The sequence below is a fragment of the Thiocapsa sp. UBA6158 genome, from assembly GCF_002423035.1.
In the GTDB taxonomy this organism is placed as follows: Bacteria; Pseudomonadota; Gammaproteobacteria; order Chromatiales; family Chromatiaceae; genus Thiocapsa.
This window is the reverse complement of record NZ_DIUM01000052.1, coordinates 1-22,070: the sequence shown is the minus strand read 5'-3', so window position 1 is coordinate 22,070 and position 22,070 is coordinate 1. Positions and strand designations below refer to the sequence as shown.

22 protein-coding genes and 1 pseudogene are annotated in these 22,070 nt (G+C 63.9%); 4 read left to right on the top strand and 19 right to left on the bottom strand.

Annotated features, from left to right (window positions below; genetic code table 11):
* Positions 1-35 precede the first annotated feature (35 nt).
* From B4N44_RS07880 to B4N44_RS07795, 18 genes and pseudogenes are all read right to left on the bottom strand, one after another.
* On the bottom strand, positions 36-1,040 hold the full coding sequence (locus tag B4N44_RS07880; RefSeq protein ID WP_296698970.1) for a hypothetical protein: 1,005 nt from the start codon (positions 1,038-1,040) through the stop codon (positions 36-38).
* A gap of 124 nt (positions 1,041-1,164) precedes the next feature.
* A complete protein-coding gene (locus B4N44_RS07875; RefSeq protein ID WP_296698967.1) occupies positions 1,165-4,239 on the bottom strand; it encodes an efflux RND transporter permease subunit in 3,075 nt (1,024 codons plus the stop codon).
* On the bottom strand, positions 4,236-5,351 hold the full coding sequence (locus B4N44_RS07870; RefSeq protein WP_296699061.1) for an efflux RND transporter periplasmic adaptor subunit: 1,116 nt from the start codon (positions 5,349-5,351) through the stop codon (positions 4,236-4,238). The genes B4N44_RS07875 and B4N44_RS07870 overlap by 4 nt, the downstream gene beginning before the upstream one ends.
* Before the next feature lie 297 nt (positions 5,352-5,648).
* Positions 5,649-6,029, bottom strand: a complete 381-nt coding sequence (locus tag B4N44_RS07865) for a rhodanese-like domain-containing protein (RefSeq protein ID WP_296698965.1) — start codon at positions 6,027-6,029, stop codon at positions 5,649-5,651.
* A 16-nt stretch (positions 6,030-6,045) separates the two neighbouring features.
* Entirely contained in the window at positions 6,046-6,450 is a 405-nt protein-coding gene (locus B4N44_RS07860; RefSeq protein ID WP_296698962.1) for a rhodanese-like domain-containing protein, read from the bottom strand.
* A 28-nt stretch (positions 6,451-6,478) separates the two neighbouring features.
* Positions 6,479-7,372, bottom strand: a complete 894-nt coding sequence (locus B4N44_RS07855; RefSeq protein WP_296698958.1) for a DUF4405 domain-containing protein — start codon at positions 7,370-7,372, stop codon at positions 6,479-6,481.
* Positions 7,369-7,917, bottom strand: a complete 549-nt coding sequence (locus B4N44_RS07850; protein ID WP_296698956.1) for a disulfide bond formation protein B — start codon at positions 7,915-7,917, stop codon at positions 7,369-7,371. Before B4N44_RS07850 ends, B4N44_RS07855 begins: the two co-directional genes overlap by 4 nt.
* The gene (locus B4N44_RS07845) at positions 7,914-8,831 is read right to left on the bottom strand and encodes a cation diffusion facilitator family transporter (protein WP_296698953.1); all 918 of its coding nucleotides are present in this window, start codon (positions 8,829-8,831) and stop codon (positions 7,914-7,916) included. Before B4N44_RS07845 ends, B4N44_RS07850 begins: the two co-directional genes overlap by 4 nt.
* A 24-nt stretch (positions 8,832-8,855) precedes the next feature.
* Positions 8,856-9,602 carry a sulfite exporter TauE/SafE family protein gene (locus tag B4N44_RS07840; protein ID WP_296698952.1) on the bottom strand — a complete coding sequence of 249 codons (747 nt, stop codon included), beginning with the start codon at positions 9,600-9,602 and terminating at the stop codon, positions 8,856-8,858.
* A 131-nt stretch (positions 9,603-9,733) separates the two neighbouring features.
* A complete protein-coding gene (locus tag B4N44_RS07835; protein WP_296698949.1) occupies positions 9,734-10,378 on the bottom strand; it encodes an FmdE family protein in 645 nt (214 codons plus the stop codon).
* The gene (locus B4N44_RS07830; protein WP_296698946.1) at positions 10,375-11,037 is read right to left on the bottom strand and encodes a sigma-70 family RNA polymerase sigma factor; all 663 of its coding nucleotides are present in this window, start codon (positions 11,035-11,037) and stop codon (positions 10,375-10,377) included. Before B4N44_RS07830 ends, B4N44_RS07835 begins: the two co-directional genes overlap by 4 nt.
* 132 nt (positions 11,038-11,169) lie before the next feature.
* Complete coding sequence (gene arsA, locus B4N44_RS07825; RefSeq protein WP_296698944.1) at positions 11,170-13,017, bottom strand: arsenical pump-driving ATPase; 1,848 nt, start codon at positions 13,015-13,017, stop codon at positions 11,170-11,172.
* 17 nt (positions 13,018-13,034) lie between these two features.
* On the bottom strand, positions 13,035-13,394 hold the full coding sequence (gene arsD / locus B4N44_RS07820; RefSeq protein ID WP_296698941.1) for an arsenite efflux transporter metallochaperone ArsD: 360 nt from the start codon (positions 13,392-13,394) through the stop codon (positions 13,035-13,037).
* A gap of 154 nt (positions 13,395-13,548) precedes the next feature.
* Positions 13,549-14,025: an arsenate reductase ArsC gene (locus B4N44_RS07815; protein ID WP_296698938.1), complete on the bottom strand. Its 477-nt coding sequence runs from the start codon at positions 14,023-14,025 to the stop codon at positions 13,549-13,551.
* 3 nt (positions 14,026-14,028) lie between these two features.
* The gene (locus B4N44_RS07810; protein WP_296698935.1) at positions 14,029-14,400 is read right to left on the bottom strand and encodes an ArsR/SmtB family transcription factor; all 372 of its coding nucleotides are present in this window, start codon (positions 14,398-14,400) and stop codon (positions 14,029-14,031) included.
* Positions 14,401-14,652: 252 nt separating this feature from the next.
* Complete coding sequence (locus tag B4N44_RS07805) at positions 14,653-16,080, bottom strand: YeeE/YedE thiosulfate transporter family protein (protein ID WP_296698932.1); 1,428 nt, start codon at positions 16,078-16,080, stop codon at positions 14,653-14,655.
* 82 nt (positions 16,081-16,162) lie between these two features.
* On the bottom strand, positions 16,163-17,167 hold the full coding sequence (locus B4N44_RS07800) for a sulfurtransferase (RefSeq protein ID WP_296698928.1): 1,005 nt from the start codon (positions 17,165-17,167) through the stop codon (positions 16,163-16,165).
* A 282-nt stretch (positions 17,168-17,449) separates the two neighbouring features.
* Positions 17,450-17,650 (bottom strand): annotated as a pseudogene (locus B4N44_RS07795) (arsenic resistance protein); the annotation flags it as partial.
* 113 nt (positions 17,651-17,763) lie between these two features.
* Between B4N44_RS07795 and sigZ the strand changes: the two are divergent.
* From sigZ to B4N44_RS07775, 4 genes are all read left to right on the top strand, one after another.
* Positions 17,764-18,312 carry an RNA polymerase sigma factor SigZ gene (sigZ, locus tag B4N44_RS07790; RefSeq protein WP_296698924.1) on the top strand — a complete coding sequence of 183 codons (549 nt, stop codon included), beginning with the start codon at positions 17,764-17,766 and terminating at the stop codon, positions 18,310-18,312.
* Positions 18,313-18,596: 284 nt separating this feature from the next.
* Entirely contained in the window at positions 18,597-19,451 is an 855-nt protein-coding gene (locus B4N44_RS07785) for an arsenite methyltransferase (RefSeq protein ID WP_414718127.1), read from the top strand.
* Positions 19,452-19,774: 323 nt separating this feature from the next.
* Complete coding sequence (locus B4N44_RS07780; protein ID WP_296698921.1) at positions 19,775-20,134, top strand: nucleotidyltransferase family protein; 360 nt, start codon at positions 19,775-19,777, stop codon at positions 20,132-20,134.
* Complete coding sequence (locus B4N44_RS07775) at positions 20,131-20,622, top strand: hypothetical protein (protein ID WP_296698919.1); 492 nt, start codon at positions 20,131-20,133, stop codon at positions 20,620-20,622. Before B4N44_RS07780 ends, B4N44_RS07775 begins: the two co-directional genes overlap by 4 nt.
* Positions 20,623-20,699: 77 nt before the next feature.
* On the opposite strand, the gene B4N44_RS07770 is transcribed toward B4N44_RS07775, so the two are convergent.
* On the bottom strand, positions 20,700-22,046 hold the full coding sequence (locus B4N44_RS07770; RefSeq protein WP_296698917.1) for a sigma-54-dependent transcriptional regulator: 1,347 nt from the start codon (positions 22,044-22,046) through the stop codon (positions 20,700-20,702).
* Positions 22,047-22,070 lie beyond the last annotated feature (24 nt).

Genomic DNA, 22,070 nt, shown 5'->3' with positions numbered 1-22,070 from the left:
GCGGTCAGGACTGGCCTGACCGCAGAAGATCTCGCTCAAAGATTGAACAGAACGCGGGTCTGGTAGAAAGGCTCGATGGGGCCGGCAACGACATGGGCACCGACCGGGGTAGAGGCCAGCTTGAAGCGGGGATCCAGGTGTGAGTTCTCGTGATCCCAGATGGATTCCCAGACACCATGCATCATATAAGAGCGCAGGTCACCGTTCGGGTACGCATTGCGCAGGATCTCCGTGGTCACGGCGCGCTTGTAATTGCTGTCATCCTTTGTTCCCGACTCCCCTTCGCCGTCAGGGTCATTTTCGGGTTGATAGGTGTTCTGGGCGACCGTGAGTAGGGGTAGGACCTTGCCCTCGAATTCGATCAAATCCCGATCATAGATCGAGACGTGATTGTTCACGGTCGTATATGCTTTGCCGGGCTCATCCTGCTGTCGGCGCAGAAAATCGACGATATCGCCACGGTTCTGGTAGACGCCGTCCTGGTCGCCGGCGGCGACCGTCAGGAACAGGCCCGTGAAGTAGTCAAACGGGATATCGGTTTTGCCGACATCCGGACGATAGACGAAGAGCAAGGGCTCGATGGTTTCTCGGAACCATGCGATAGCGCCGGAGCTCTGTAATCCGCCCATCCGGTCGAACCGAATGAAGAGGCTATAGAAGAACGGAAGGGTTTGGGCGCTGACCCCATCCGCGTATGCGGTTCCGAGCAGGCCTTTGTAGGACTCGGGAAAGTTGCGCACCATGGTGGACTCGCCCACCATCTGCTTGAGACTGAGGCTCAGGAAGTGCCGCTCGGCGGCGAGTCGCCCCGCCTCCGCCTCGATCTCGGCGAGCACTTGCATGTTCGCCGGCGGTGCGACGCGGAACTCGTAATACAGTGTGATGGGACCGTCCTTGGCGCCGCGCGACAGAGCTAAGCCGCGGGCGGACTCGCCTGCGCTCGCGGCCGGGATTCCAGCGGCCAAACCGGCGGCCGACACGGCTGCGGTGGCACCAATGAAGTCCCGGCGGCTCATCCGCCTGTTCTCGTTATGCGACATGGTTTTTTCCTGGCGTGAGAAAAGCCGTTTCGGTGGTCGTTGACTTGGGGCGGTTGCACTCCCCGCTATCGAGTGTGGCAGGATCCACCATCTTTCCAATCGCGCGCCATGATCCCGCTTAGGTTCACGATGAATTTTTACGAGCCGTCGATAACTGGATCGTTGGCGCTAAATCCTGGCCGCCGACTTCGCACCGTGCGCTGATCAAGGTATAGAGCACCGGCACCAGATAGAGCGCGACCAGGATCGCGGCCAGCAGCCCGCCGCCGGGCTCCAAGGCGAGGGCCAGCGGGAGGAAGCCGAGCGACACCGGTACCGTGATCATCAGACGCGGACGAAGCCGCAGCTCCGCGGCGCGGCGCGTGGCGGCGAGGCGTTCCATGCCTTGTTCACGCAGACGCTGGGCGGTCTCGATCAGCAGCACCCCGTCGTTGACATTGGTCGCCAGCACGACCATGACCCCGATGATGACGGTGGCGCCGAACGGCTGTCCCGAGAGCAAGAGACCAAAGCCGATCCCCGCGAGACAGAAGGGCGCGGCCAGGAAGACCACGAGCGGCAGGCGCAGGCTGTTGAACTGCACGGCCAGCACCAGAAAGGAGAAGAAAAAGGCGAGCGCAAGGACCTCCCGCACGACCGTTTGCATCTCCGCCATCTGCTCGCCCTTGCCTCCCATGCGCCAGGCATAGCCGGTGGGCCAGGTGACCTCGGCAAGGGCGGCGCGGGTCGCCGTCTGAGCGGCCGCCAGATCCACCCCGGCGGTGTCGGCGCGCACGATCACCTGTTTGACCTGGTTCTTGCGGATCACCTCCACGGGCCCGGCGGCGCGGGTGACCTCGGCGACGTCGCGCAGACGGACATAGCCGCCCTCGGGGATGGCGAGCACCAGGTTCTCGACATCGCTGCGGGAGGCCAGCTCGCGCTCGGGCACGATCACGCGCAGATCGAACAGATCGTTGCCGTCGCGAAAGCGTGTCGGGACATGCCCGCCGATATAGCCGCGCAGGGTATCGGCGATGCCGGCGACCGTGAGACCCAGCTCGCTGGCCTTGACCCGATCGACCTCGACCTGCCACTCGGGCTTGGAATAGTCCAGCGACAGATAGACGTTGGTCAGCTCGGAGCGCTCGCCGAGGCGTGCCGCAGCCTGTTGCGCGGTGCGGAAGAGGGTGTCGATGTCCGCCCCGTTGATCTCGACCTCGATCTCGGACTCGCCGACCTGACGGATGCCGCGCAGCTTCTTCTGCATCACCATCAGGCTCGCGCCCGGGGCGAGCAACTTGGCGATCTTGGGGCGCAGCTCGGCGATGTATTGGTTGGTGTCGATGTCGCGGTCCTCGGCGGGGACCAGCTCGATGTCGACTTGGCCCTCGTTGCCGATCGCGTTGGTGTAGAGCCCGCGTACAGCACCGCCGGTCATGGCGAAGACCGAGGCAACGCGCGGGTCGTCCCGCACCAGGGCCTCGATGGCGTGGTTGATGCGGTCGAGCCGCTCCAGCGCAGCCCCGGCCGGCATGCGCACCTTCACCATGACGCGTCCGTCATCCACGGCCGGGAGGAACTCGCCGCCGGCGTTCTGGAACGCGACGACGCCGCCGACCAGAAAGGCGATGAACAGCCCGATGATCGGCAGGCGATGACGCAACACCCAGCCGAGACTGCGCCCGTAGTGATGGCGCATCCAATCGTTGAAACGCTCGCTGAGGTTCGGCTTGCCCGTCGCCTTGGACCGAATCAGCAGGGCGGCGAGCATGGGCACCAGGAACAAGGCGTTGAGCAGGCTGATGCCGATGATGCTCAGGATGATCAGCACCAGCTCGCGAAACAGCAGGGTGATCATGCCCGGCACCAGCAGGAAGGGCAGGAAGAGTGCGAAGAAGGCCAGGATCGCGGCGGTAATGGGGCCACCGACCTCCTGGGTGCCACGCATTGCGATCGCGGCCATCGGCTCGTCTGGATACTCGCGGCGCAATCGCGTGATGTTCTCCAGAACGATGGTACTGGCGTCGAGCATGATGCCGATGGCGATCACCATCCCGCCGAGCGAGAAGATGTTGAGCGAGAAACCCGCGAGGCGCATCACGAAAAAGTTGATCGCCAGCGTGATCGGGATGACCACAGCGATGATGAAGACCTGGCGCGGGTTGCCGAGGAAGACGAGCACGGTCAGGATGACCAAAACCGCTGCCTCGACGACGGTGTTGCGCACCCCGGAGATCGAACTCTCGATATAGTCGGCCTGATTCTCCAGCAGCGCGAACTGCATGCCGGCCGGGAAGGCCGGCTCAAGCTCGGCCAGTCGGGCGGTGACCGCGCGCACCGTCTCGACCGTGTTGGCATCGGCCTGCTTGATGATGTTGACCTTGACCGCCGGGCGTCCGTCGAGCCGGGTGATGAGGCGTGCCTCTTCGTGGCTGTCCTCGACCCGAGCGATATCGCGCAGATGCAGACGTCCCTCCGGGGTTCGTGCGATCAGGATGTCGCGGATGGTCTCCAGATCCGTGTATTCGCCCAGCGTTCGAACGATGGTCTCCTGATGGGTACCGGTGACCCGACCGCCGAGCCGGGTGATATTCTCCTCGTTCAGGCGCCGCTCGATCAGCGGGAGACTCAGGCCGTACTTCTCCAGCGCGACATGGTCGATCAGGACGCGAATCTCGCGCTCCAGTCCGCCGGCCACATCCACGCCGGCCACGCCGTTGGCGGCCAGCAGGCGATCGGTCAGCCAGTTGTCGATCCAGGTGCGCAGTTGAGTCAGGTCCATGCGCTCGGACTCGAAGGCGACCTGCACCACCGGAAGCTGCGAGGGATCGGCCTTGATGATGATGGCCGGCTCGATATCCTCCGGGAGGTCGCGCTGGGCGCGGGCGAAGGCGGCGAGGGCATCCTGGTAGGCGGTGTCGACGTCCACTCCGTAGCGAAAGTTCACATCGAGCTGGTAGAGCCCTTCCAGGGCACTCGAGGAGAGGTAATCCAGCCCATCGACCGCGGCCAACTGGCGCTCGATGGGGTCGGCGAGGTTGCGGTCGATATCCTCGGGTGTTGCTCCGGGCCAGGCGATGGAGACCTTGATCAAGGGATAGGTGATGTCGGGCAGGAAATCGACCGGCAAGCGGGCCAGATTCAAGACGCCGAACAGGGCCAGTCCCAAGACCAGGACGAGGGTGGAGATCGGTCGGGCGATGGCGGTCCGAATCATGGCCGAGCGGCCTCGGCAGGGGCCTTCGAGGATGCCGGCGATGACTCGGGCGGAGATGCGGGCGGGGAGGCTTCGGTGGGCGTCGCCGCAGACGCGGGCGGTGCATCGGCAACACGGACCGGCTCGCCGGCGCGGACCTTTTCGATGCCGTTGACGATAAGACGATCGCCGGGCGCGAGTCCGTCCGCGACGAGCATGCGGCCGTCCTGCTCGGTCCCGGGGGTGATCGGCACCGCCCGTGCGGTGCCGTCGGCCGCGACGACGAAGACGACGGGTTGGCCGTCGGTGCCGGTCGCCATCGCCTCGACCGGGATGGTGATGGCCTGCGGCACGGTTTGGAGCGCGACCGCGATACGCGCGAACTGGCCGGGCGCGAAATCGACCTGATCCAGCGGCAGCGCGGCCTCGAAGGTGCGGGTACGCAGACGTCTGTCGATCTCCGGGAAGGCGCGTGTGATCGCGAGCGTAAAGGGTCGATCGGGGAAGGCGTCGAAGCGCGCCTCGATCGCATCGCCCTGCTCGATGGCGAAGACATGCCGCTCCGGGACCTGGAAGCGCAGCACCAGGCTGCTCGGATCGAAGAGATCCACCAGCGGCGTGCGCGGGGCGACATACTTGCCGTCGGCGACATGCACGCGCGCGACGATCCCGGGCCAAGGCGCTTTGAGCACATAGTCCGAAGCGGCCTGCTGCGCCTGGGTCAAGCCGGCGCGGGCGCGTTCCAGCTCGGCACGGGCGCGGTCGAGCTCGTCGGCCGCCAGCACGTTGCGCGTGGCCAGCGAGCTGAAGCGATCGAAATCGCGCTGCTTGCGCTGTAGCTCTTCCTCGGCGGCGGCCACGTTTGCCGTCACCGAGGTCTCGCGGCCGATCCCGAGCAGGGTGTCTCCGGCCGTGACCCGGTCACCTTCGCGGACCCTGCAGTCATAGACCGGACCTTCCGCCGGGGATGACAGCTCGGCGACGATCGTCGGCTCGATGCTGCCGGTGAGGGCGAGCCGCTCGACGAACTGCCGCGGGGCGATGGTCTCGACGCTGACCGCGGGCGGCGGTTTTTTCGCCTGACCGGAAGGTTCGGCTGCTGCGACACCCGCACCGGAGCCGGCGGCGAGCACGAGCAAGGCAATACCGGCAAGCGTGCGCGCGAGCCTCGAGGTTTCCGGCGTTGTCTGCTCAAGTGGCCTCGACGTGCTGATCGGGGATCTCAATGTGCTCGTCCCATGTTGAAGCGCGTTCAGAGCGAGATGCTCATTTTCGAGTGAGCTCGACATTCGGTGCATCCACAGCCCTTAGCGGGGAAGCGATCTAAAAGATATATTTTTTAATCATTTAAACCGCGTTGGCTCCAGCGGCCGTCAAGTCTGCCGGTGCCGATCCGATCCAAAAACATCGCATATCGCGCTTGGCGCGGTTTAACGCTCAAGACAGATATCTTGCGCCCCGACGCCCTTGAGCCGATCCATCAGGCTGAGCAGACCGCCCTGCAGATACTTGACGTTGTAGCCCTGAGCGGCGAGATAGCTGCGTGCCATGTTGGAGCGGTCCGTGTGCGGACAGGCGACCACCAGCAACTTATCCTTGGGCAGCTCGTCGAGCCGCATCGGCAGCTCGGGGGCGGGAATACGCATGCCGATGTTGACCTGCCAGACCGCGGTTTCTTCCGCGACGCGGATATCGATCAGCTCGGCCTCGCCCAGGTTGTAGGCGGCGATGAAGGCGTCGATGGAAATCTTGGCCTTGCCCATTTGCGCCGGGTCGATGCCGGCCGCGAGCTCTTCGAGTGGGTTGGTCATGGGTTTGTCTCTTGAATCAGTCAGGGTTGGTGTCGGTGGCGACGCGCGCCATGTAGTCGCGCGCCCGATCGCCGCGCAGTTGGTCGGCGATGCCGAGCATGCCGTCCGTGAGATAGCGCGCCCGGTAGCCCTTGAGGGTCAGGAACAGCCGGGCGATCTCGGCGCGGTCATAGTGCGGGCACATGGTGACGATGGTCTTGTCCGGATCCAGCTCGTCGAGCCGGTCCGGCAGCTCGTTGAGCGGGATGTGCTGGCCGATGCCGACCCGCCAGGCGGCGTATTCCTCGTGGAAGCGGATGTCGATCAGCTGCACCTGGCCGTCTGCATAGAGCTTCAGCAGCTCGGGCAGCTGAATCTTCATCGCGATGCGCTCGTCGTAGTCGAAGCCGCGCAGATAGTCGGCGAAGGGGATGTCGTTCATGGGGACGGACCTCGGTTGAATGTTGGTGTCAGGGTGCGGAGGGGAGGCGATATGCCGGCGCCAGCAAGACCTTGGCGATCTCGATCGGCCGGGTCGAATAACGCTCGGCGATCGCCTTCAGGGTCTCGTCGGGCTCGGCCTCGATGCCACTTGCGAGCAGGCGCGCCTGGCCTGTCTGTGCGTTGAGCCCGTTGGTCTCGGCGAAGGCGGCGAGGGTCTTGCCGCCGAACCCGGTGCCGGTCAAACGATCCTCGATCGCGGTCGGGTCTTCGGATCCGATCGGTATGCGCGGAGGCTCGGGAATCATGGCGAAGAGCGCGGCGGGTGTCGTCGCATTGGCGCGCGCGATGGTCTCCAGGCTCATGCTCGTCTGGCCATGTGCTTGGGTATCCTTGATGCGAATTCCGGCCTCGCGCAAGGCCGTCAGGGCGACGTCGAGATCGAAATCGAGACGCCGGGCCAGCACGGGAAGCGGGGTTGCTTCGGCGCGCGCGTAGGGAGGCTCGTGCCCCGGCGCGCGGCTCCAGGCCGACTTCGCCCAGTCATTGAGGTCGAACAGCCAGCTCACCGGCGGGACGGCGAATAGCGCCCCGAGGGTGAGCAGAAGCGTCGCGATGAGCGAGGTCACCAGCTCGCGTTTCACTGCGAGGTGCCCGCGAACCCGCTCGGCCAGGTATTTCTTGAAGGGCTTCCAATTGAAGTAAAGGTGAAGCGCGCCGGTCACGATAAACACGGCCCCGAACAGGATGTGCACATCGGCCCAGCCGTCCTTGCCCAGTCCTCCGAGTGTCCAGAAGGTCCAGTTGCCGACCCGTCCGTGGGGGACGACATAGAGCACGATGCCCGTGACGGTGAGGATGACGAACGACCAGGTCACCAGAAAGGCGACGAAGGCGCGCGTCGCATGCGGATTCTTGATCATGAGTGATCCCTCCGATGCAGCCCGCGGGGGTTCGGCTCGCGCCGCGCGTGCCGCAGGGCCCAAACCCCCGCGACCAAGATGCCAAGGAAAAAGAGGAAGGCCCAGTTCGCCAGCGAGAGACCGAGGATGACCAGCTCCCGGTCCTCGCAAAAACCGCGGGCCATGAAGAGCGAGGGGACCTGCTGCCCGAGCCATTCGACCAGACGCTCGATCGGACCCGGCGGGCCGCCGATGCACGAGATACTGTCCGCCGGCTGCCATTGCAGCCAACTCTGATAAGCAGCGATACCGCTTCCGACTGCTGCGATCGGCAACAGGGTCAGCCCGACAAGACGGGCGGCAAACAGTGGTCGGCCGGGTTGCTGCAGCGCCGCTGCGAGGGCGGCCAATAGGGCCATGATCATGAACAGCAACCGCTGAACGATACAGAGATGGCACGGATCAAGGTCTAGCAGAGGCGTGAGCACGAGGCTCGCTGTCGTCAGCGCAGCGCAGATCAAGGCAATCAGGATCCAGAGGGTCCGAGATGTGAATGTCAACGTCATGTCGGCTCCTTCGTTCGAATCGAGCCCGGGGTCCAGTGGACCCGTCTTTCAATCGGCTCGGGTTGCAATGTGACGTGCGTGATCCCGAAGCGCTCGCGGATCATCGCGTGGCTCCGCTCGAGGACGCCTTCCCAATCGGCGAGATCGCGCACGATCAGATGGGCCGTCAGCACGGGCAGATCGGACTTCACCGCCCAGATGTGTAGATCGTGTACCGAGGCAACGCCGGGCACGGACGCCAAGGCGCGACCGACCTCCGGTAAATCGGTGCCGTAGGGAACGCCCTCCATCAGCCCGTGCACCGCCTCGCGCAACAGGCGCAGGCTGGAGACCAGGATCAGTGCGCCGATCAACAGCGACAGCAGCGGATCGATCGGCGTCCAGGCGGTCAAGGCAATCACCAGCCCCGACAGCAACGCAGCAACCGAGCCGAGCAAATCACCGAGCACGTGCAGCAGCGCTGCGCGTGTATTCAGCGTTTTCGCGCCCCGAGCCAGCATCCAGGCGACGAATAGGTTCAGCGCAAGCCCCAGCGCGGCGGTCACGGAGACGGCAAGACCATGTACCGCATGCGGGGTCTGCAATCGCTCGATGGCCGAGACGACCAGCCAGGCGACCAGCAGTAAGAGTGCGGCACTGTTGATCAATGCGGCCAGAAACTCGGCGCGTCCCAACCCATAGCTGTGCCGAGAGGACGCCGTGCGTCGGGCGAGCCAGGCCGCGGCCGCGGCCAGACCCAGGGCGGCCGCATCATTGAGCATGTGTCCCGCGTCCGCCACCAAGGCGAGCGACACGGCCCATAGACCGACAGTCGCCTCGACGCCGGCAAAGGCCAGCGTCAAGAGTGTCGCCAGGATCAGTGCCTTGCCGCCATCGGCAACAGGCGCATGCGCGTGATGATGATCATGAGGCATGGATCGATGTCTCGCCCGGATCAGTCAGACCAGGTCCCACATCGTCTTGGCCGCGACGAGCAGCAGGACCACGGCGATCGCGCGCTTCAATTGGCCGGGGCTCAAACGCTCGGTCGCCAACCAGGCGCCGAGCGCGGCCCCCGCAATGGTCGCGACCGCGGTCACCGCGAGCAGGGTAGGGTCGATCCTTGCGACCTGGACATGGGCCAGAAAGCCGCTGAGCGAGGCGAAGATCACGACGAAGGAGGCGCTGGCCGAGGCGCGCTTCGGTTCCAGGCCCGCCGTGACCAGGGCGGGAACGATGATGTTGCCGCCGCCGACACCGAGCAGACCACCGATGAACCCGGCCACGCCTCCCACGGGCAGACCCAGCGCCAGTGTTGCCGCTGTCGAGGCCCGCGCGGTTCGCAGTTTGGGTTGGTAGAGCAGCATCATCAGGGCGGCGAAGATCAGAAAGCCCACGAACAGCCAGAGCAGCAGATCACGGTCCAGCCCATGCGCGGCCCACACGCCGACCGGCGAGAGGCCGACCGCCAACACCACCATCGGCACCACCAGGCGCCACTCCACCAGCCCCTTGCGCACGAAGGTCGTCGAGGCGACCGACATGCCCACGGCGTTGAGCAGCAGGGCGACGGCCATCGCCGTGTGCAGCTCGATGCCGAAGGCCAGAAAGACCGGGATCAGGATCAGCGCCGCGCCCAACCCGGCCATGCTGAACACCGTGGTCAAGACAAAGGTCACGAGCGCCGCAATCAGAAGGACTGTCACAATTGGATCCTCGGCTCGGCGAGCCGAATGCAGGCAGGGGTTCGAGCGGGTTCACTCGAATCGGTCTGGTCTCGGGCGACCTTACGTCGTAGCTCAAGCCGGACGTGGATGCCCGAGACCAGTGTTGTGCGTCAACTGCCCGCGACGGCGGCGCGCGGTTCACGAATTCCGGTGATCCGCTCATGGCACGGGATGCAGACGCGTTGATCGCCCGCGAGCCGCGCATAACCCTCGACCACCATCTCGCCGCAGCCCTCGCAGACCAGTCCATCGAACGAGTGGCGATGCGGCTCGACGGGGTGATCAAAGACCGGTCCGACCGAGAGGAGCTGCTCGGCGGGGGCGTTCATGACCCGATCCACGAGCGGTTGGACGACCTCCGGCGGCACCTTGGAGGCCGGTATGCCCTTCTCCCGATAGTCCTTGAAGAAGGCGGTCTGCTTGTTGGCCAGCATGGCCTCGGCGTTCGGCGTGACCCGAACCGCGCGCCCGGTGGCGACCTCGACCAGGGTCAAGCCCCATTTCCCGTAATGCAGCTTCTTGATGTTGCCCTTGCCGAAGGTGCAGCCCGTGATCATCTGCACGCCGTCGGCAAAACAGGTGGCGCAGTGATCCTCACCGAGCTCGACCAGGGCGAGGAGTTGGCCGTCGGCGGCCCGTTCTACGCCCAAGGCATTGAGTGCCACGGCGCCGACCCGCAATCCCATCGGCATCGCCGGACACTTATGTCCGTGCAGGGCCAGTCCATGCTCGTAATAGTCTTTCGGCTCGATCATTGGTGTTCTCCCGATTCGGAATTTCGATCGTCTATAGGTTCGCTGTCGACGTTGACGCTTACGGAGACGAACGAAGTCGCAAAAGGATGCAGTCGTCGATGGTCGTTCGCGGGTTGCCGAGCAGGCTCGGCGACGAGGCCGCGCCGGTCGGGAACCACGGTATCTCCGGAGACGAAGCAGCAGACTCGTCCCTCGTCATCGAAACGGACATGGCAGGCTTCGATCAGATGTTGCCTCAAGCGTGCACGTGCACGCTTGAGGCGCGATTTGGCGCCGGGCAGCGAGATCCCGAGTCGGTCTGCGAGCCGTTGCCGAGACTCGCCCTCGATGTCGCAGAAGGTCAGTGCGATTCGGTCGGCTTCGGATAACTCCGCCAGCGCGCGTGGAAGGCATTGAGCGAGCGCGTCGACCGGTGCAAGCAGGGCTTCCGTGGGTGCGGGAAACGCTTCGGGCAAGGCGAGGTGCTCGTGTCTAGCTCTTAGACGATCGGCGAGGGCGTTGCGAATGACTTGAAAGAGCCACGCGCGCTGGTCGACAACAACACAAAAACGTCGACCTCTGCGCAGGATCTTGATGAACGACTCGTGCAGAACGTCATCCGCGTCCTGTGGCTCGTCGAGACGATGACGGAGATAGCCGCGGAGCTCCATCTCATGCATGGACCACGCGACCATCAGGCAGGCAGGTGCTGATCCGTCGCCGGCGTCCGTGCCGATGTCTCGCCCATGTATCGACCGCATCGCGGCGCGGTTCACCGACGCGGGTGGTGAGCGCCTCGCCCGCGACATCTTTTAGACCGCGCTGGACCGCGCAGGCCCGATCCGGTCCTCATCGGACGCCCGATCCTCGGATGTGTTCGTCAGGCGTCGCAGTCGCTCGGCACCGATCGGCTCGGCCTCCTGAAGCGCGACGACCGCATAGCGCCGCGAGTGCCGCTCGGCCACCGCATCGATCTGCTCGCGCTCGTTCGCCGCGCGGCGGCGCAGCAGGGCGGATCGGGTCTGAGCGGCCGCGAGGCTCTGATTGACGACCCAGGCCCAGGGTTGGATGCCGGCACGCTCGAGATCCGCCTGCAGGCCGGCCGCTTCGAGGACGGGAGTGGTCTCCGCCAAGGTGACCAGGAGCACCTTGGTCTGCTTGGGATCCTGCAGCTGCATCATGGGCGTGCGCAGCTGCATGCCTTTGTTGCCGAGCTGTCGGGTCGTCTCGCGGTGGTAGGCGCCGGTGGCGTCGAGCAACAGCAGCGTGTGACCGGTCGGTGCGGTATCCATGATGACGAATTTCTTGCCTGCCTCGCGGATGATCCGCGAGAAGGCTTGAAACACCGCGATCTCCTCGGTACAGGGCGAGCGCAGATCCTCCTCCAGGAGAGCCCGGCCTGCGTCGTCGAGCTGCGCGCCTTTGGTGCTCAGCACATGCGCCCGATAGCGTTCGGTCTCGACCCGAGGGTCGATGCGGCTGATCTCGAGATTGGCGCCCCGGCCCTCCAGGCTTTCGGCCAGGGTCTCGGCCAGGTGTGCCGCGGGGTCCGATGTCGTGAGATGCACGGGGAGGCCCCGGTCCGCCAGCTCGACGGCAATGGCTGCAGCCAGCGTGGTTTTGCCGACGCCGCCTTTACCCATCAGCATGACGAGTCCGTGGCCATCCGCGGCAATCTCCTCGACGAGGCTTGCCAGATCGGGGGCCTCCAGCGGCTGCGCCTCGCTCTCCTCCGGGGCGTCAATCGGTGCGGTGTCGGTCAACAAGCCGCGCAAGGCGTCGAGACCAACCAGATTGAAGGGTTTCAGCGCGATACGGTCCATCGGCAGGGTCTTGAGCACGTCCGGAATCGTCGCCAGCGCCTCTTGCTCGCGACGACCGATGGCGGCCGCGAGCACGTCGGCTCCGGTCCCGGGCTCGCCGGCGGTCGCGGCTGCGGTGTCCGCAAGCACGCCGTTGACGACGAGGTACTGCTGCCTCAGACCGATTGCCGCGAGCTCTTCGTGCGTTCGAGCGACCTCACGCAACGTCGCCTGCTGGGCGCGGGCGACCAAGACCAAGCGGGTCCGCTCCGGATCGGACAACGCGGCCACGGCGGCGCTGTACTGCGCGCGTTGCTTGTCCAGTCCAGCCAAGGGGCCGAGGCAGGAGGCGTCGCCCTTGCCGGCTTCGAGAAACCCACTCCAGGCACCGGGCAGTTGAAGTAGCCGGATCGTATGGCCGGTCGGTGCGGTATCGAAAACGATGTGGTCGAAGCGGGCGGTCAAGGCCGAGTCGAGCAAGAGCGCCGTGAACTCGTCGAAGGCCGCGATCTCCGTCGTGCAGGCCCCCGAGAGCTGCTCCTCGATGCCTTTCACGACAGACTCGGGCAACAGGTTGCGGACCGGGCCGACGATGCGGTCGCGATAGACTTGGGCGGCGGCCTGGGGGTCGATCTCCAGTGCGGAGAGGCCGGGGACGGCGCCGATAGGCGTGATCCGACTGCCGATCGAAACGCCGAAGACCTGCCCGACGTTCGAGGCCGGATCGGTGCTGACGAGCAGCACCTGTCTGCCGGCTCCTGCAAGCTCCACGGCGGTCGCGCAAGCGATCGAGGTCTTGCCTACACCCCCCTTGCCGGTGAAAAAAAGAAAGCGTGGGGGTGCATCGAGAAAGCGCATTCGGTGTTCTCCGTGGTTCAGCAGCAAGAGCTGCCGGTGCAACAAGGGATGACGGGAATCGGGTCGGCCACGGCGAGGATGCCGGCCCAGCGTGCGATCTCGGCGCGTTTGGGATAACGCCCGGCCATGGCGACCTCTCCGTCCACCAAGATCAGAGGCAGTGCCTCTTCACCGGAGCGTTCCAGGAAGCCCCGCACTGCCGCGTTCTCCGCGAAGGCCAGCGGTTCCTGCGCGAGGTTGAAGCGCTCGATTCGCGCGCCGTTCTGTTTGGCCCATTCGACATCGGCCGAGAAGCTGACGAGTGCCTGATCGACATCGACGCCGCAGACGCCGGTGCTGCAGCAGAGGGCGGGGTCGAAGACTTGGATGTGTGTCATGGTGTGCCTCTAAACCGCGCCCAGCGCGGTATGTGATGTTTTCGGATGGGACCGGTCCCGGCAGACCCCGGGATTGTTGGATCTCGCGCGGTTTAGGTTGTTTGAAATCGTACACGGGGGATCCGCAAACGATGCCGTTCACGGGTATCGCGGCTCAACCGGCGATCCGCTCCAGCTCCGCCTTCAGCCGGGCTCGATCCGGATCCTTCTCGATCGCGATCAAGGGCAGTTCAAGAAAGGTTTCGATTCGACTCCTGAGGATGCTGTAGGCGTTCATGAAGGCCGCGTTGACCTCCTCGTCGGTACCGGTTGCATGCGCCGGGTCCTCGACCCCCCAATGTGCGCGCAGCACAGGGCCGAGGTACGCAGGACAGGTTTCACCCGCAGCCCCGGAACAGACGGTGATCACGATGTCGGGTGTGACCGGAAGATTGTCCCAGGACTTGCTGTGCAGACCTTCCGTCGGAATGCCTTCCCGCTTCAAGAGCGCGAGCGAGCGCGGATGTACCTGACCGGTCGGTTGGCTGCCGGCGCTCATCGCACGCCAGCCACTAGGGGCGAGGTGGTTGAAGACAGCTTCGGCGAGGATCGAGCGACAGGAGTTGCCCGTACAGAGAAAGAGGATGTTCATGGCTCAGGGATGCGTTCGTTTGGGGGATATGGGCGGCAAGACCGTCTGCGAGCACGCCGAAGCAGCGCGCAGGTCCGCGCACTGCTCGGGTTGATCTGCGCAACACTCGTCTGTCAGGTAGGCGATCAAATCGAGCATCAAGGGGATGTTTGCGCGGTAGCGTTGATAACGTCCCTCTTGCTCGACCTTTAGCAGTCCGGCCTGTGTCAGTGCCTTGAGATGAAACGACAAGTTTGTTGGCGGGATCTCCAGCGTCGCGGCGATCTCGCCGGCGACCATGCCCTCCATGCCCTTTTTCACGAGCAGCCGATACACGTCCAGCCGGATGCCGGAGGCGAGAGCTTCAAAGACGGATGTGGCGGTGTCGCGTTGCATGTTTCAACTGTACAAGAAGTCTTGAAATGATAGCAAGCCCAAAATCGGGATGATTCGCTGATCCCCGTCGTCGTTGAACGTGTGAGGGCTCGGAGGTTCACGTTGGGTGGCGCATGCGAAGGGTCGAGTCCGGCATGCGTTCCCCGACGCCGAGGCGGGACGGTGCGAGTCCGGGGCGCGTGCTAAGGAAGAAGCGTTCGAGGTACGGGCCCGTCCTCCTTGACAGGCATCGATGACGACTATGACGGCGACTTACGCAGCTGCAGCCTCCGGACGCGTACGGTAGACCAGCTCATCGGTATTCTTGCTGAGGGTCTCGCTGAGCTTGACCCGCAGGAACACACGAGCGGCCTGGAACGACATGACGAGCAGACCGATCATCGCCAGGCTGTACAGGAATGCCCATTGAACCTCGGTACCGCCGATCGTGTAAGCGGCCCATTCGGGAATCGTGATGAAACTCGTCAGGCCCTCGCCGAAAACCACGGCATCGATCTCCTCCTGAAAGAACGTGTAGGGCAGATAACCGAGATAGAAACCCGGCAGGGCGACGAGCGCGGTGGAGTAGCCCAATCCCAGGCGTGCATAGGTTCTGACCTCGCATCCGATCATGAAGACCGCACCCATCGCCAACAGGGGGCCGCCCAGGATGTGGCCCCAGTAGAGTCCCGCAGCGCCGGAGGCATTGGGCACGGTCCCGTTGCCGGTCAGCCACCAGGCCATGATGAAGAGGTTGAACACGACAATGGCGACCATGAAGCCTTGGAGCGGCAACATGCCTCTGAACATGTAATAGGTGCACTGGGGGACGCCGCCCTTGCGGTAGAAGGCTTCCTTGGTGAAGGTCGCCTCCGGCGCCATCACCGAGCATTCCGTCCCGAAACCGGTCTTGGCGATGCCGATCCCCAACAGCAGGCCCGGGATCATCATCCACATCACCTCGCTCCAGCCGATCTGGTTGACTGAGCCCGAGATCCATCCCGTGATCCCGAAGTAAATGGGCAGGGCGAGGAAGAGGATGAGGAAGGCATTGAGCGCCCAGCGCAGCGGACTGGCCCAGGGGTTGTAGGATGACTCGTAGGCGGGTTGCGGATTGAGCGTGTCGTGCTGGTGTGCGATCGCCGTGGCCTTGGTCTCCTGATGCTTGAAGTAGCCACCGAGGCCGGCCTTCATGGCGATCAGAAAGGCGATGAAGGCAAAGGGAATCCCCGAAAGCAAGACCACCCAGGAGGCGATGCTCATCGCCGGGATGCCGCCGATGAAATGATGAGTGGTGCAGCCGGCCGCGAGTCGGGTCCCGAAGGAGAAGAGCAGACCGCCGATGAAGGCCAGGACGAGCATCTTCCAGTTGTATTTGACCCAGCTGCGAGACTCGCCCTCCATGCCGGCGACGAGTCTTGCCCCGAGCAGTGCCGCAACAATCGTCCAGTGGACCCCGGGCTCGTAGACCCGTGCGACCCAGTCGATTCCGAACAATTTCTCTTCACCCACGGCGAACATCTGCGCCATGCCGGTGGTGACGACGATAAACATGTCGGTGTGAAAGTAGAAGACGATCTCGGCGAGGCCTACGAACAGCCCGCCGAGCCAGAAGGGCCATTGGCGCCTGAGCAGGCGTTTGGCCAGTCCCTCTTCCTCCGGGGCCGGCCCCGCGAGCGTGGTCGCAAGTGCATCTGACATGATCGCGTATTCCTCTGATTGTCGAGTCGGGTGGCGCACCTACGCGCTCGGCGTAGGCGCGGCGAGGACGGAGCGGTGCCGCTTATTCGGCCTTGGTGCTGGCCTTGCGGGACGGATCGGCCGCCCACTCGTTCATGGAGCCGACATACAGGCGTGCGTCGGGGTTGCCGAGGAGCTCGTGCATCACGAACCAGCCCGAGCTGGCGAGATGGCCGGTGTTGCAGTGGGTCGTGACGGGTTGTGTCGGGTCGATCCCCAGCTCGGTGGCAACTCGGCGCAGATCTTCGGCGCTGTAGAAGGTCGTGCCCTTGTCGCCACTCTTCACGAGCACCTGATAGGGGAAATTCTTCGCGCCCGGGATGTGCCCCTTCTGAGCGACCTTTTCGGGTTTACTGGTGAGGCCCAGGTAGAAATCGGCGGTACGCACGTCGACGATCTGGGCGCCGCCGTCCTGGATGATCCCGTTGACATCATCGAGGGTGGCCAGCAGCTCGCGCCGCTCGGCGGTGGCTTGCCAATCGCCTTGGCTGGGCTTGGTCCGTCCGTATTCGATCTTGCGCTTCTCGGCTGCCCACTTGGTCACCCCGCCATCCAGGAGCGCGAGGTTGTCGTGCCCGTAATATTTCAGGGTCCAGTAGAGCCGGGTGGCGAAGGCGACCTCGTTGATGTCGGCGCCGCTGTGCGCGATCACGACGGCGCTGTCCTGATTGACGCCGCTCTGCTGCATCAGCTTTTCGAAGTCGGCCTTCGACGGAATCATGTCCAGCAGCTCGATACCGCCGACCTTCTCTTTGACCGCATAGTCCTTCCAATCCACGAGCGCAGCGCCCGGGATGTGTCCGGATACGCCGCCACCGCTGCCGCTCGCTCCGCACGCCTGGACGCCGCCGACTTCACCGGCGCTCGACTTGCGAATGAAGCTCTGGATATCCTTGCGAGCATCCAGGATCACGATCTCGTTTTGATTCTCTTCGACCCAAGCCGTGTCGACCAGCGGCCCGGGGACCTCTAGCGCCAGTGCGGATTGGGCGGCAAGCAGCGCGGTCGCGAGCGTAAGCCCGCGTGGCAGAGATGCGATTGATCGCATTGGAATCCTCCTGTTGGTGTGTCTTCTTGGTTTGGTGACGGGTCATCGTCGGATCTTGCGACGCCCGGCGCCTGACCCGGTCGCCCGTAGGGATCGAGACGGATCAGGCAGCGGAGATGGCCAAGCAAACCTTGCGCCGATAATGAAGATTTATTAAATCAGCAACTTGGATGCGTGGCTGGGGTCGTGAGTCATGGCATAACGCCATAGGGAGGCGATTCGCCATGGTGACGGGGTAGGAGATCTCGGTCTGAGCTGGAACTGGCCGATCATCCGCCTCGCTTATCCGATGCGGCTGGCGGCCGGCTCAGGGAACAGGTCGTGCGGCAGCAACCACAAACAGAGCACCATGCCGAACAGCTCCACCAGGGACTGACCGACGATCACCACCGCGGTGCTCTCCCAACCCGCCGGCAAGGCCAACGCGAAGGGCAGAACGATGAAGGAGTTCCGGGTTCCGAGGCTGAATGCCAGGGCGCGACCCGCATCGAAGCGCGGCCGCAAAATTGGCGACAGGCCGCATGCGGCCCGCGATCTGCTCGTACCGGCGTTGGAAAACAGCCTAAACCCTCGCTTATTCGTTAGGTTGCTCGATCATGGCGACACTCATTAGCGACCTCTGGTCAGAACACCGCTCCCGGTTGCGCGGCTACATCGCAAAACGGGTACGCGACACCGACGCCGTAGACGACATTCTTCAGGACGTATTCCTGAAAGCCAGTGAAAATCTACAATCGCTTCAATCTCGTGGAAGCATTGCCGCCTGGCTGTATCGCATCGCCGCGAATGCTATCGCTGACCATTACCGCTCGCTGCGACCTTGGGGAGAATTGCCGGACAACGTCGCCGCTCCTGAATCGCAACGGGATTACGTTGCCGAATTGGCTACATGCCTTCAGCCACTCATCGCAGAGATGCCTGAGGCCTATCGGTCAGCGCTCGTGCTGTCTGAGATCGAGGGGTTACCACAAAGGGAGGTGGCCGAACGCTTGAACATTTCTCTCTCCGGAGCAAAATCCCGGGTACAACGAGGGCGCGAGAAGCTACGCCGGCGTTTGCTTGTCTGCTGTGATATCGAAACCGGACGCGGTGGTATCACCGGGTATGAGCCGCGCGACAAAAACCGTAAGTGCGGCTGCGACTGATCGAATATTTGCGTCTTTTTCGCTGCATTCCCGTCTTTAGGGCAGGGCGCGGATTCGCGTCATCACCTCAAACGACAGGAGACAGTATGAACGCGCTGAAGAAACCGAAAAAAGATGAGAACGTGGGGCAGATTGGAAGAGGATGTTGCGGCGGGCCGGTACCGGAGGGTGTCGTCGCTTGTTGCGTGAAAGATGCCGAAGCGAAGGCGATCGGCGAAGAAGGTTGCGGTTGCGGAACGGCGCCGGTTCGAGCAAGCACTCCGCCTGCTGTCTGCTGCGGCACGATGAGCCAACCGGCGGAAGAAGCGAGCGTCGCGACCTCGGGAAATGGAGGCGACCTTCGGAACGTGCAGTCAAACGACAGCGTGCGTCTGGCCGTGCGCCAACAATATGGCCGCGTGGCGGCAGGTGATGCGGGTTGTGACTCCGGCCAGGGGTGCTGCGATGCGCCGACTGCCAACGCCGCGACCGTATCACTGAGACTCGGGTACACCGCTGAGGAGGTCGGTTCCGTGCCTGCGGGCGCGAACATGGGGTTGGGGTGCGGCAACCCACAGGCTATCGCAAACCTGAAGCCCGGCGAAACGGTGCTTGATCTTGGCAGCGGCGGAGGGTTCGACGCCTTTCTCGCCGTGCGCCAGGTAGGCGATTCCGGCCATGTGATCGGCGTCGACATGACGCCTGAAATGGTTTCTAAGGCACGGGATAACGCGGAAAAGAGCGGCTACCGGAACGTTGAATTCCGCCTCGGCGAAATCGAGAGCTTACCGGTAGCGGATGACACGGTGGACGTGATTATTTCAAATTGTGTCATCAATCTATCGCCCGACAAGCCCCGTGTATTTGCCGATGCCTATCGTGTGTTGAAACCGGGTGGACGGCTGGCTGTTTCGGATATTGTCGCCTTTGCCGAGTTACCCGAGAACATCCGGCGGGATATGGCGCTTTATACGGGCTGCATGGCTGGCGCCTCTTTGGTTTCCGAAATTGAGACGATGCTGCTTGCAACCGGCTTTAAGCAGGTGCGCGTTGCGCCCAAGGACGAGAGCAAGTCATTCATTCGTGATTGGGCGCCCGGGACGCCTATAGCGGATTATGTCGTGTCGGCAACCATCGAAGCAGCCAAGCCCGCAACCTAAGATGGCGAGAGGGACGCCAAGATTGGCGCGTCCCTCAACATGAATTTGAGCACCGTCATTGATGTCGCCGAGCGCACGGGTCCGCCTTCACCCCGGACGGTGCCTATGGTGATGTGTCCAATCCGGGCGACGGCAATCTGTACAAGATCGACACTTCGAGAGCCTGTCGCTCGACAAGGTGATCGAAACCGGCGTCTTCAGGCGCGCGCCATGCGTTCGACATTTCGCACAGGGTCGCGTTGCGCCGTCTCGGCGGATTCGCCCCGGCGGCCGAGGACGAACACTCGATATGAAAACGGACGATCGGGGTCTAGAATCGAGCCATGACGACCTGCGTGACTTCCGCCGATACTGCCCGGCACCTTCGCCAGCGTGCCATCAAGGCCGCAGCAGAGGGCGCGGGGCGTGCGCACCGCTTGCGTACACGTCTTCCTGTCGCGGTGGATTCGCTACGTCGGGATTACGGCGCCGCAACGGTCATCCTGTTCGGATCTTTGGCGAATGGAACCTGCGGCCCGGAAAGCGATGTCGACCTCGCTGTTTCCGGCCTCAGCAGACAAGTCTACTTCAAGGCACTCGCGGACCTGATGGCCGTGTTCGAAGGCCCGGTTGATTTGGTGCGACTCGAAGATGCCCCGGCCAGCTTGCGTGAGCGGATCGCTGCCGAGGGTGAGCCGCTATGAACGCTGCACTGCAGCGTCTGCGGGCCGAAATCCGATTCGACCGCGCAGCGTTTGAGGCGCGTCTGTCGGAGCTGCAAGCGATCAAGCTCGACGCGGCGACCGACGCGGCGCATTGTGCGCAGGCGGCTGTCGCCCTGCACCATGCTTACAGCGCCATCGAGAGCATCATGCAGCGCACTGCGCGTGCAATCGATGGTGACCTTCCGTCTGGGGCGGAATGGCATCAGTCCCTCTTGCACGCCATGGGCTTGGACATCGAGGGAATCCGCCCCGCCGTATTGTCGCGCGAATCGGTTGCTGCGCTGCGCGAGCTACTGGCTTTTCGACATTTTTTTCGTCATGCCTATGCCGTGGAATTCGATCCCGAGCGCCTGGCCTCGCTTCGCGGTGGCCTGCTCGACGCAGCGCCTCGATTGGCCCATGAACTGACCGCGCTTGATACATTTTTGGGGGAGGTCGCAGCCGCTCCGATTGGCGATCGAGAATAGACTCGGGATCGGCGGTTTGCCGGCGCTCGCCGAATCAATCCGACGTCCACTCGGACATCGCGGCGCGTTGCCTTCGATCAGGTCGCTCCAAAACCACGATCGCTCGACACCTGCTGAATGCCGGCCCGCAGCTTGCGATGGAGCGTCGACACGTCGATCCCCAGGCGCCGTGCCGCCTCGCTCTTGTTGCCTTGGCAACGCTCGAGGGTCTGCGCGATCCAGAGTCGTTCGACCTCCTGCAGATTTGCATCCGGCGGGAAGGGTGCATGCGGGGATGTCTGGAACGGCGCGACGACGCGCTCCAGCGGAAGATGGCCGGGCTCGATCAGGTCGCCTCGGCAGAGGATCACGGCGCGCTGAACCAGGTTTTCCAGCTCGCGGACATTGCCGGGCCAGGGATAGGTGAGGAGCTGCTCCAGTGCCGCCGAGCTGAACCCCCTGGCCGGACATTCCAGCTCCCGGGCGAAGCGCATCAGTAACTGCTCGGCCAAGGGCACGATATCCTCGGGCCGCTCGCGCAACGGGGGTAAGGGGATCGGAAAGACGTTGATCCTGAAATAGAGATCCTTGCGGAATCCCCCGGCGTGTACAAGGGCCAGCAGATCTTCGTTGGTGGCGAACACCAACCGCACATCGACCCGCAGGGTGGAAACTCCGCCAACGCGCATCAGGGTGCGGTCCTGGATGAACTGAAGCAGGCGGACTTGGACCTCGGGGCTGGCGCTGTTGATCTCGTCGAGAAGCAGGGTCCCGCCGTCCGCGAGCTCCAAGAGTCCGAGCTTGCGGGTCGCAGCACCTGTAAAGGCGCCGCGCTCGTATCCGAACAGCTCGCTTTCGATCAGATTGTGGGTAACCGCGGCGCAGCTCAGCGCGAAAAAAGGGCCGGATCGTCGGGGTCCCATCCGGTGGATCAGGCGTGCGCCCGAGGTCTTGCCCGTTCCGGTCTCGCCGGTGAGCAGGACGGGTACATCGAGCGGCGCCACCGTCTCGATCAAGGACAGCGCTTGCCGCGCGGCCGCGCTTGCGGCGACCGGTTCCCGGTCCTGACCCTCCAGATTCGAAAGCCGCGCGGTGAGCGTTTCCAGCCGGCGGCGATGTGCCAAGAGATGCCCCAAACGTCGCAGCAGGGCCGTAACTTGGGCATTCTCAAAGGGTTTGGTGATGAGATCATGAAGCCCGCTGCGGAAGGCATCGACGGCGACCTGCAGGCTCGCATGTCCGGTGATCATGACCACCGGAAGCTCCGGGTAGAGTCGACGGGCGAGACGCAGCAGCTCCAGACCATCCGGCGGCGGCAGACGTAGATCCGTCAGCAGGACGTCGGCGTCCCCGCGGGTCAGCGCTTCGGCGGCATCGCGACCGTTGCGGACCAGGCGTGTGTCGAAGCCTTCCGCCTGCGCCAGCTCGGCGAGCAGCAGGGCCATGGGCCTTGATCATCGGTTGGTCCA

Bases quoted from the DNA above. Each gene is read 5' to 3' on its own strand.
- B4N44_RS07855 (WP_296698958.1), bottom strand. From the start codon at position 7,372: ATGATCAAGAATCCGCATGCGACGCGCGCCTTCGTCGCCTTTCTGGTG.
- B4N44_RS07770 (WP_296698917.1), bottom strand. From the start codon at position 22,046: ATGGCCCTGCTGCTCGCCGAGCTGGCGCAGGCGGAAGGCTTCGACACA.
- arsA (WP_296698944.1), bottom strand. From the start codon at position 13,017: ATGCGCTTTCTCGATGCACCCCCACGCTTTCTTTTTTTCACCGGCAAG.
- B4N44_RS07850 (WP_296698956.1), bottom strand. From the start codon at position 7,917: ATGACGTTGACATTCACATCTCGGACCCTCTGGATCCTGATTGCCTTG.
- B4N44_RS07775 (WP_296698919.1), top strand. From the start codon at position 20,131: ATGAACGCTGCACTGCAGCGTCTGCGGGCCGAAATCCGATTCGACCGC.
- B4N44_RS07810 (WP_296698935.1), bottom strand. From the start codon at position 14,400: ATGCAACGCGACACCGCCACATCCGTCTTTGAAGCTCTCGCCTCCGGC.
- B4N44_RS07780 (WP_296698921.1), top strand. From the start codon at position 19,775: ATGACGACCTGCGTGACTTCCGCCGATACTGCCCGGCACCTTCGCCAG.
- B4N44_RS07860 (WP_296698962.1), bottom strand. From the start codon at position 6,450: ATGAACGACATCCCCTTCGCCGACTATCTGCGCGGCTTCGACTACGAC.
- B4N44_RS07805 (WP_296698932.1), bottom strand. From the start codon at position 16,080: ATGTCAGATGCACTTGCGACCACGCTCGCGGGGCCGGCCCCGGAGGAA.
- B4N44_RS07815 (WP_296698938.1), bottom strand. From the start codon at position 14,025: ATGAACATCCTCTTTCTCTGTACGGGCAACTCCTGTCGCTCGATCCTC.
- B4N44_RS07835 (WP_296698949.1), bottom strand. From the start codon at position 10,378: ATGATCGAGCCGAAAGACTATTACGAGCATGGACTGGCCCTGCACGGA.
- B4N44_RS07800 (WP_296698928.1), bottom strand. From the start codon at position 17,167: ATGCGATCAATCGCATCTCTGCCACGCGGGCTTACGCTCGCGACCGCG.
- B4N44_RS07785 (WP_414718127.1), top strand. From the start codon at position 18,597: ATGAGCCAACCGGCGGAAGAAGCGAGCGTCGCGACCTCGGGAAATGGA.
- B4N44_RS07865 (WP_296698965.1), bottom strand. From the start codon at position 6,029: ATGACCAACCCACTCGAAGAGCTCGCGGCCGGCATCGACCCGGCGCAA.
- sigZ (WP_296698924.1), top strand. From the start codon at position 17,764: ATGGCGACACTCATTAGCGACCTCTGGTCAGAACACCGCTCCCGGTTG.
- B4N44_RS07845 (WP_296698953.1), bottom strand. From the start codon at position 8,831: ATGCCTCATGATCATCATCACGCGCATGCGCCTGTTGCCGATGGCGGC.
- B4N44_RS07875 (WP_296698967.1), bottom strand. From the start codon at position 4,239: ATGATTCGGACCGCCATCGCCCGACCGATCTCCACCCTCGTCCTGGTC.
- B4N44_RS07880 (WP_296698970.1), bottom strand. From the start codon at position 1,040: ATGTCGCATAACGAGAACAGGCGGATGAGCCGCCGGGACTTCATTGGT.
- B4N44_RS07830 (WP_296698946.1), bottom strand. From the start codon at position 11,037: ATGCATGAGATGGAGCTCCGCGGCTATCTCCGTCATCGTCTCGACGAG.
- arsD (WP_296698941.1), bottom strand. From the start codon at position 13,394: ATGACACACATCCAAGTCTTCGACCCCGCCCTCTGCTGCAGCACCGGC.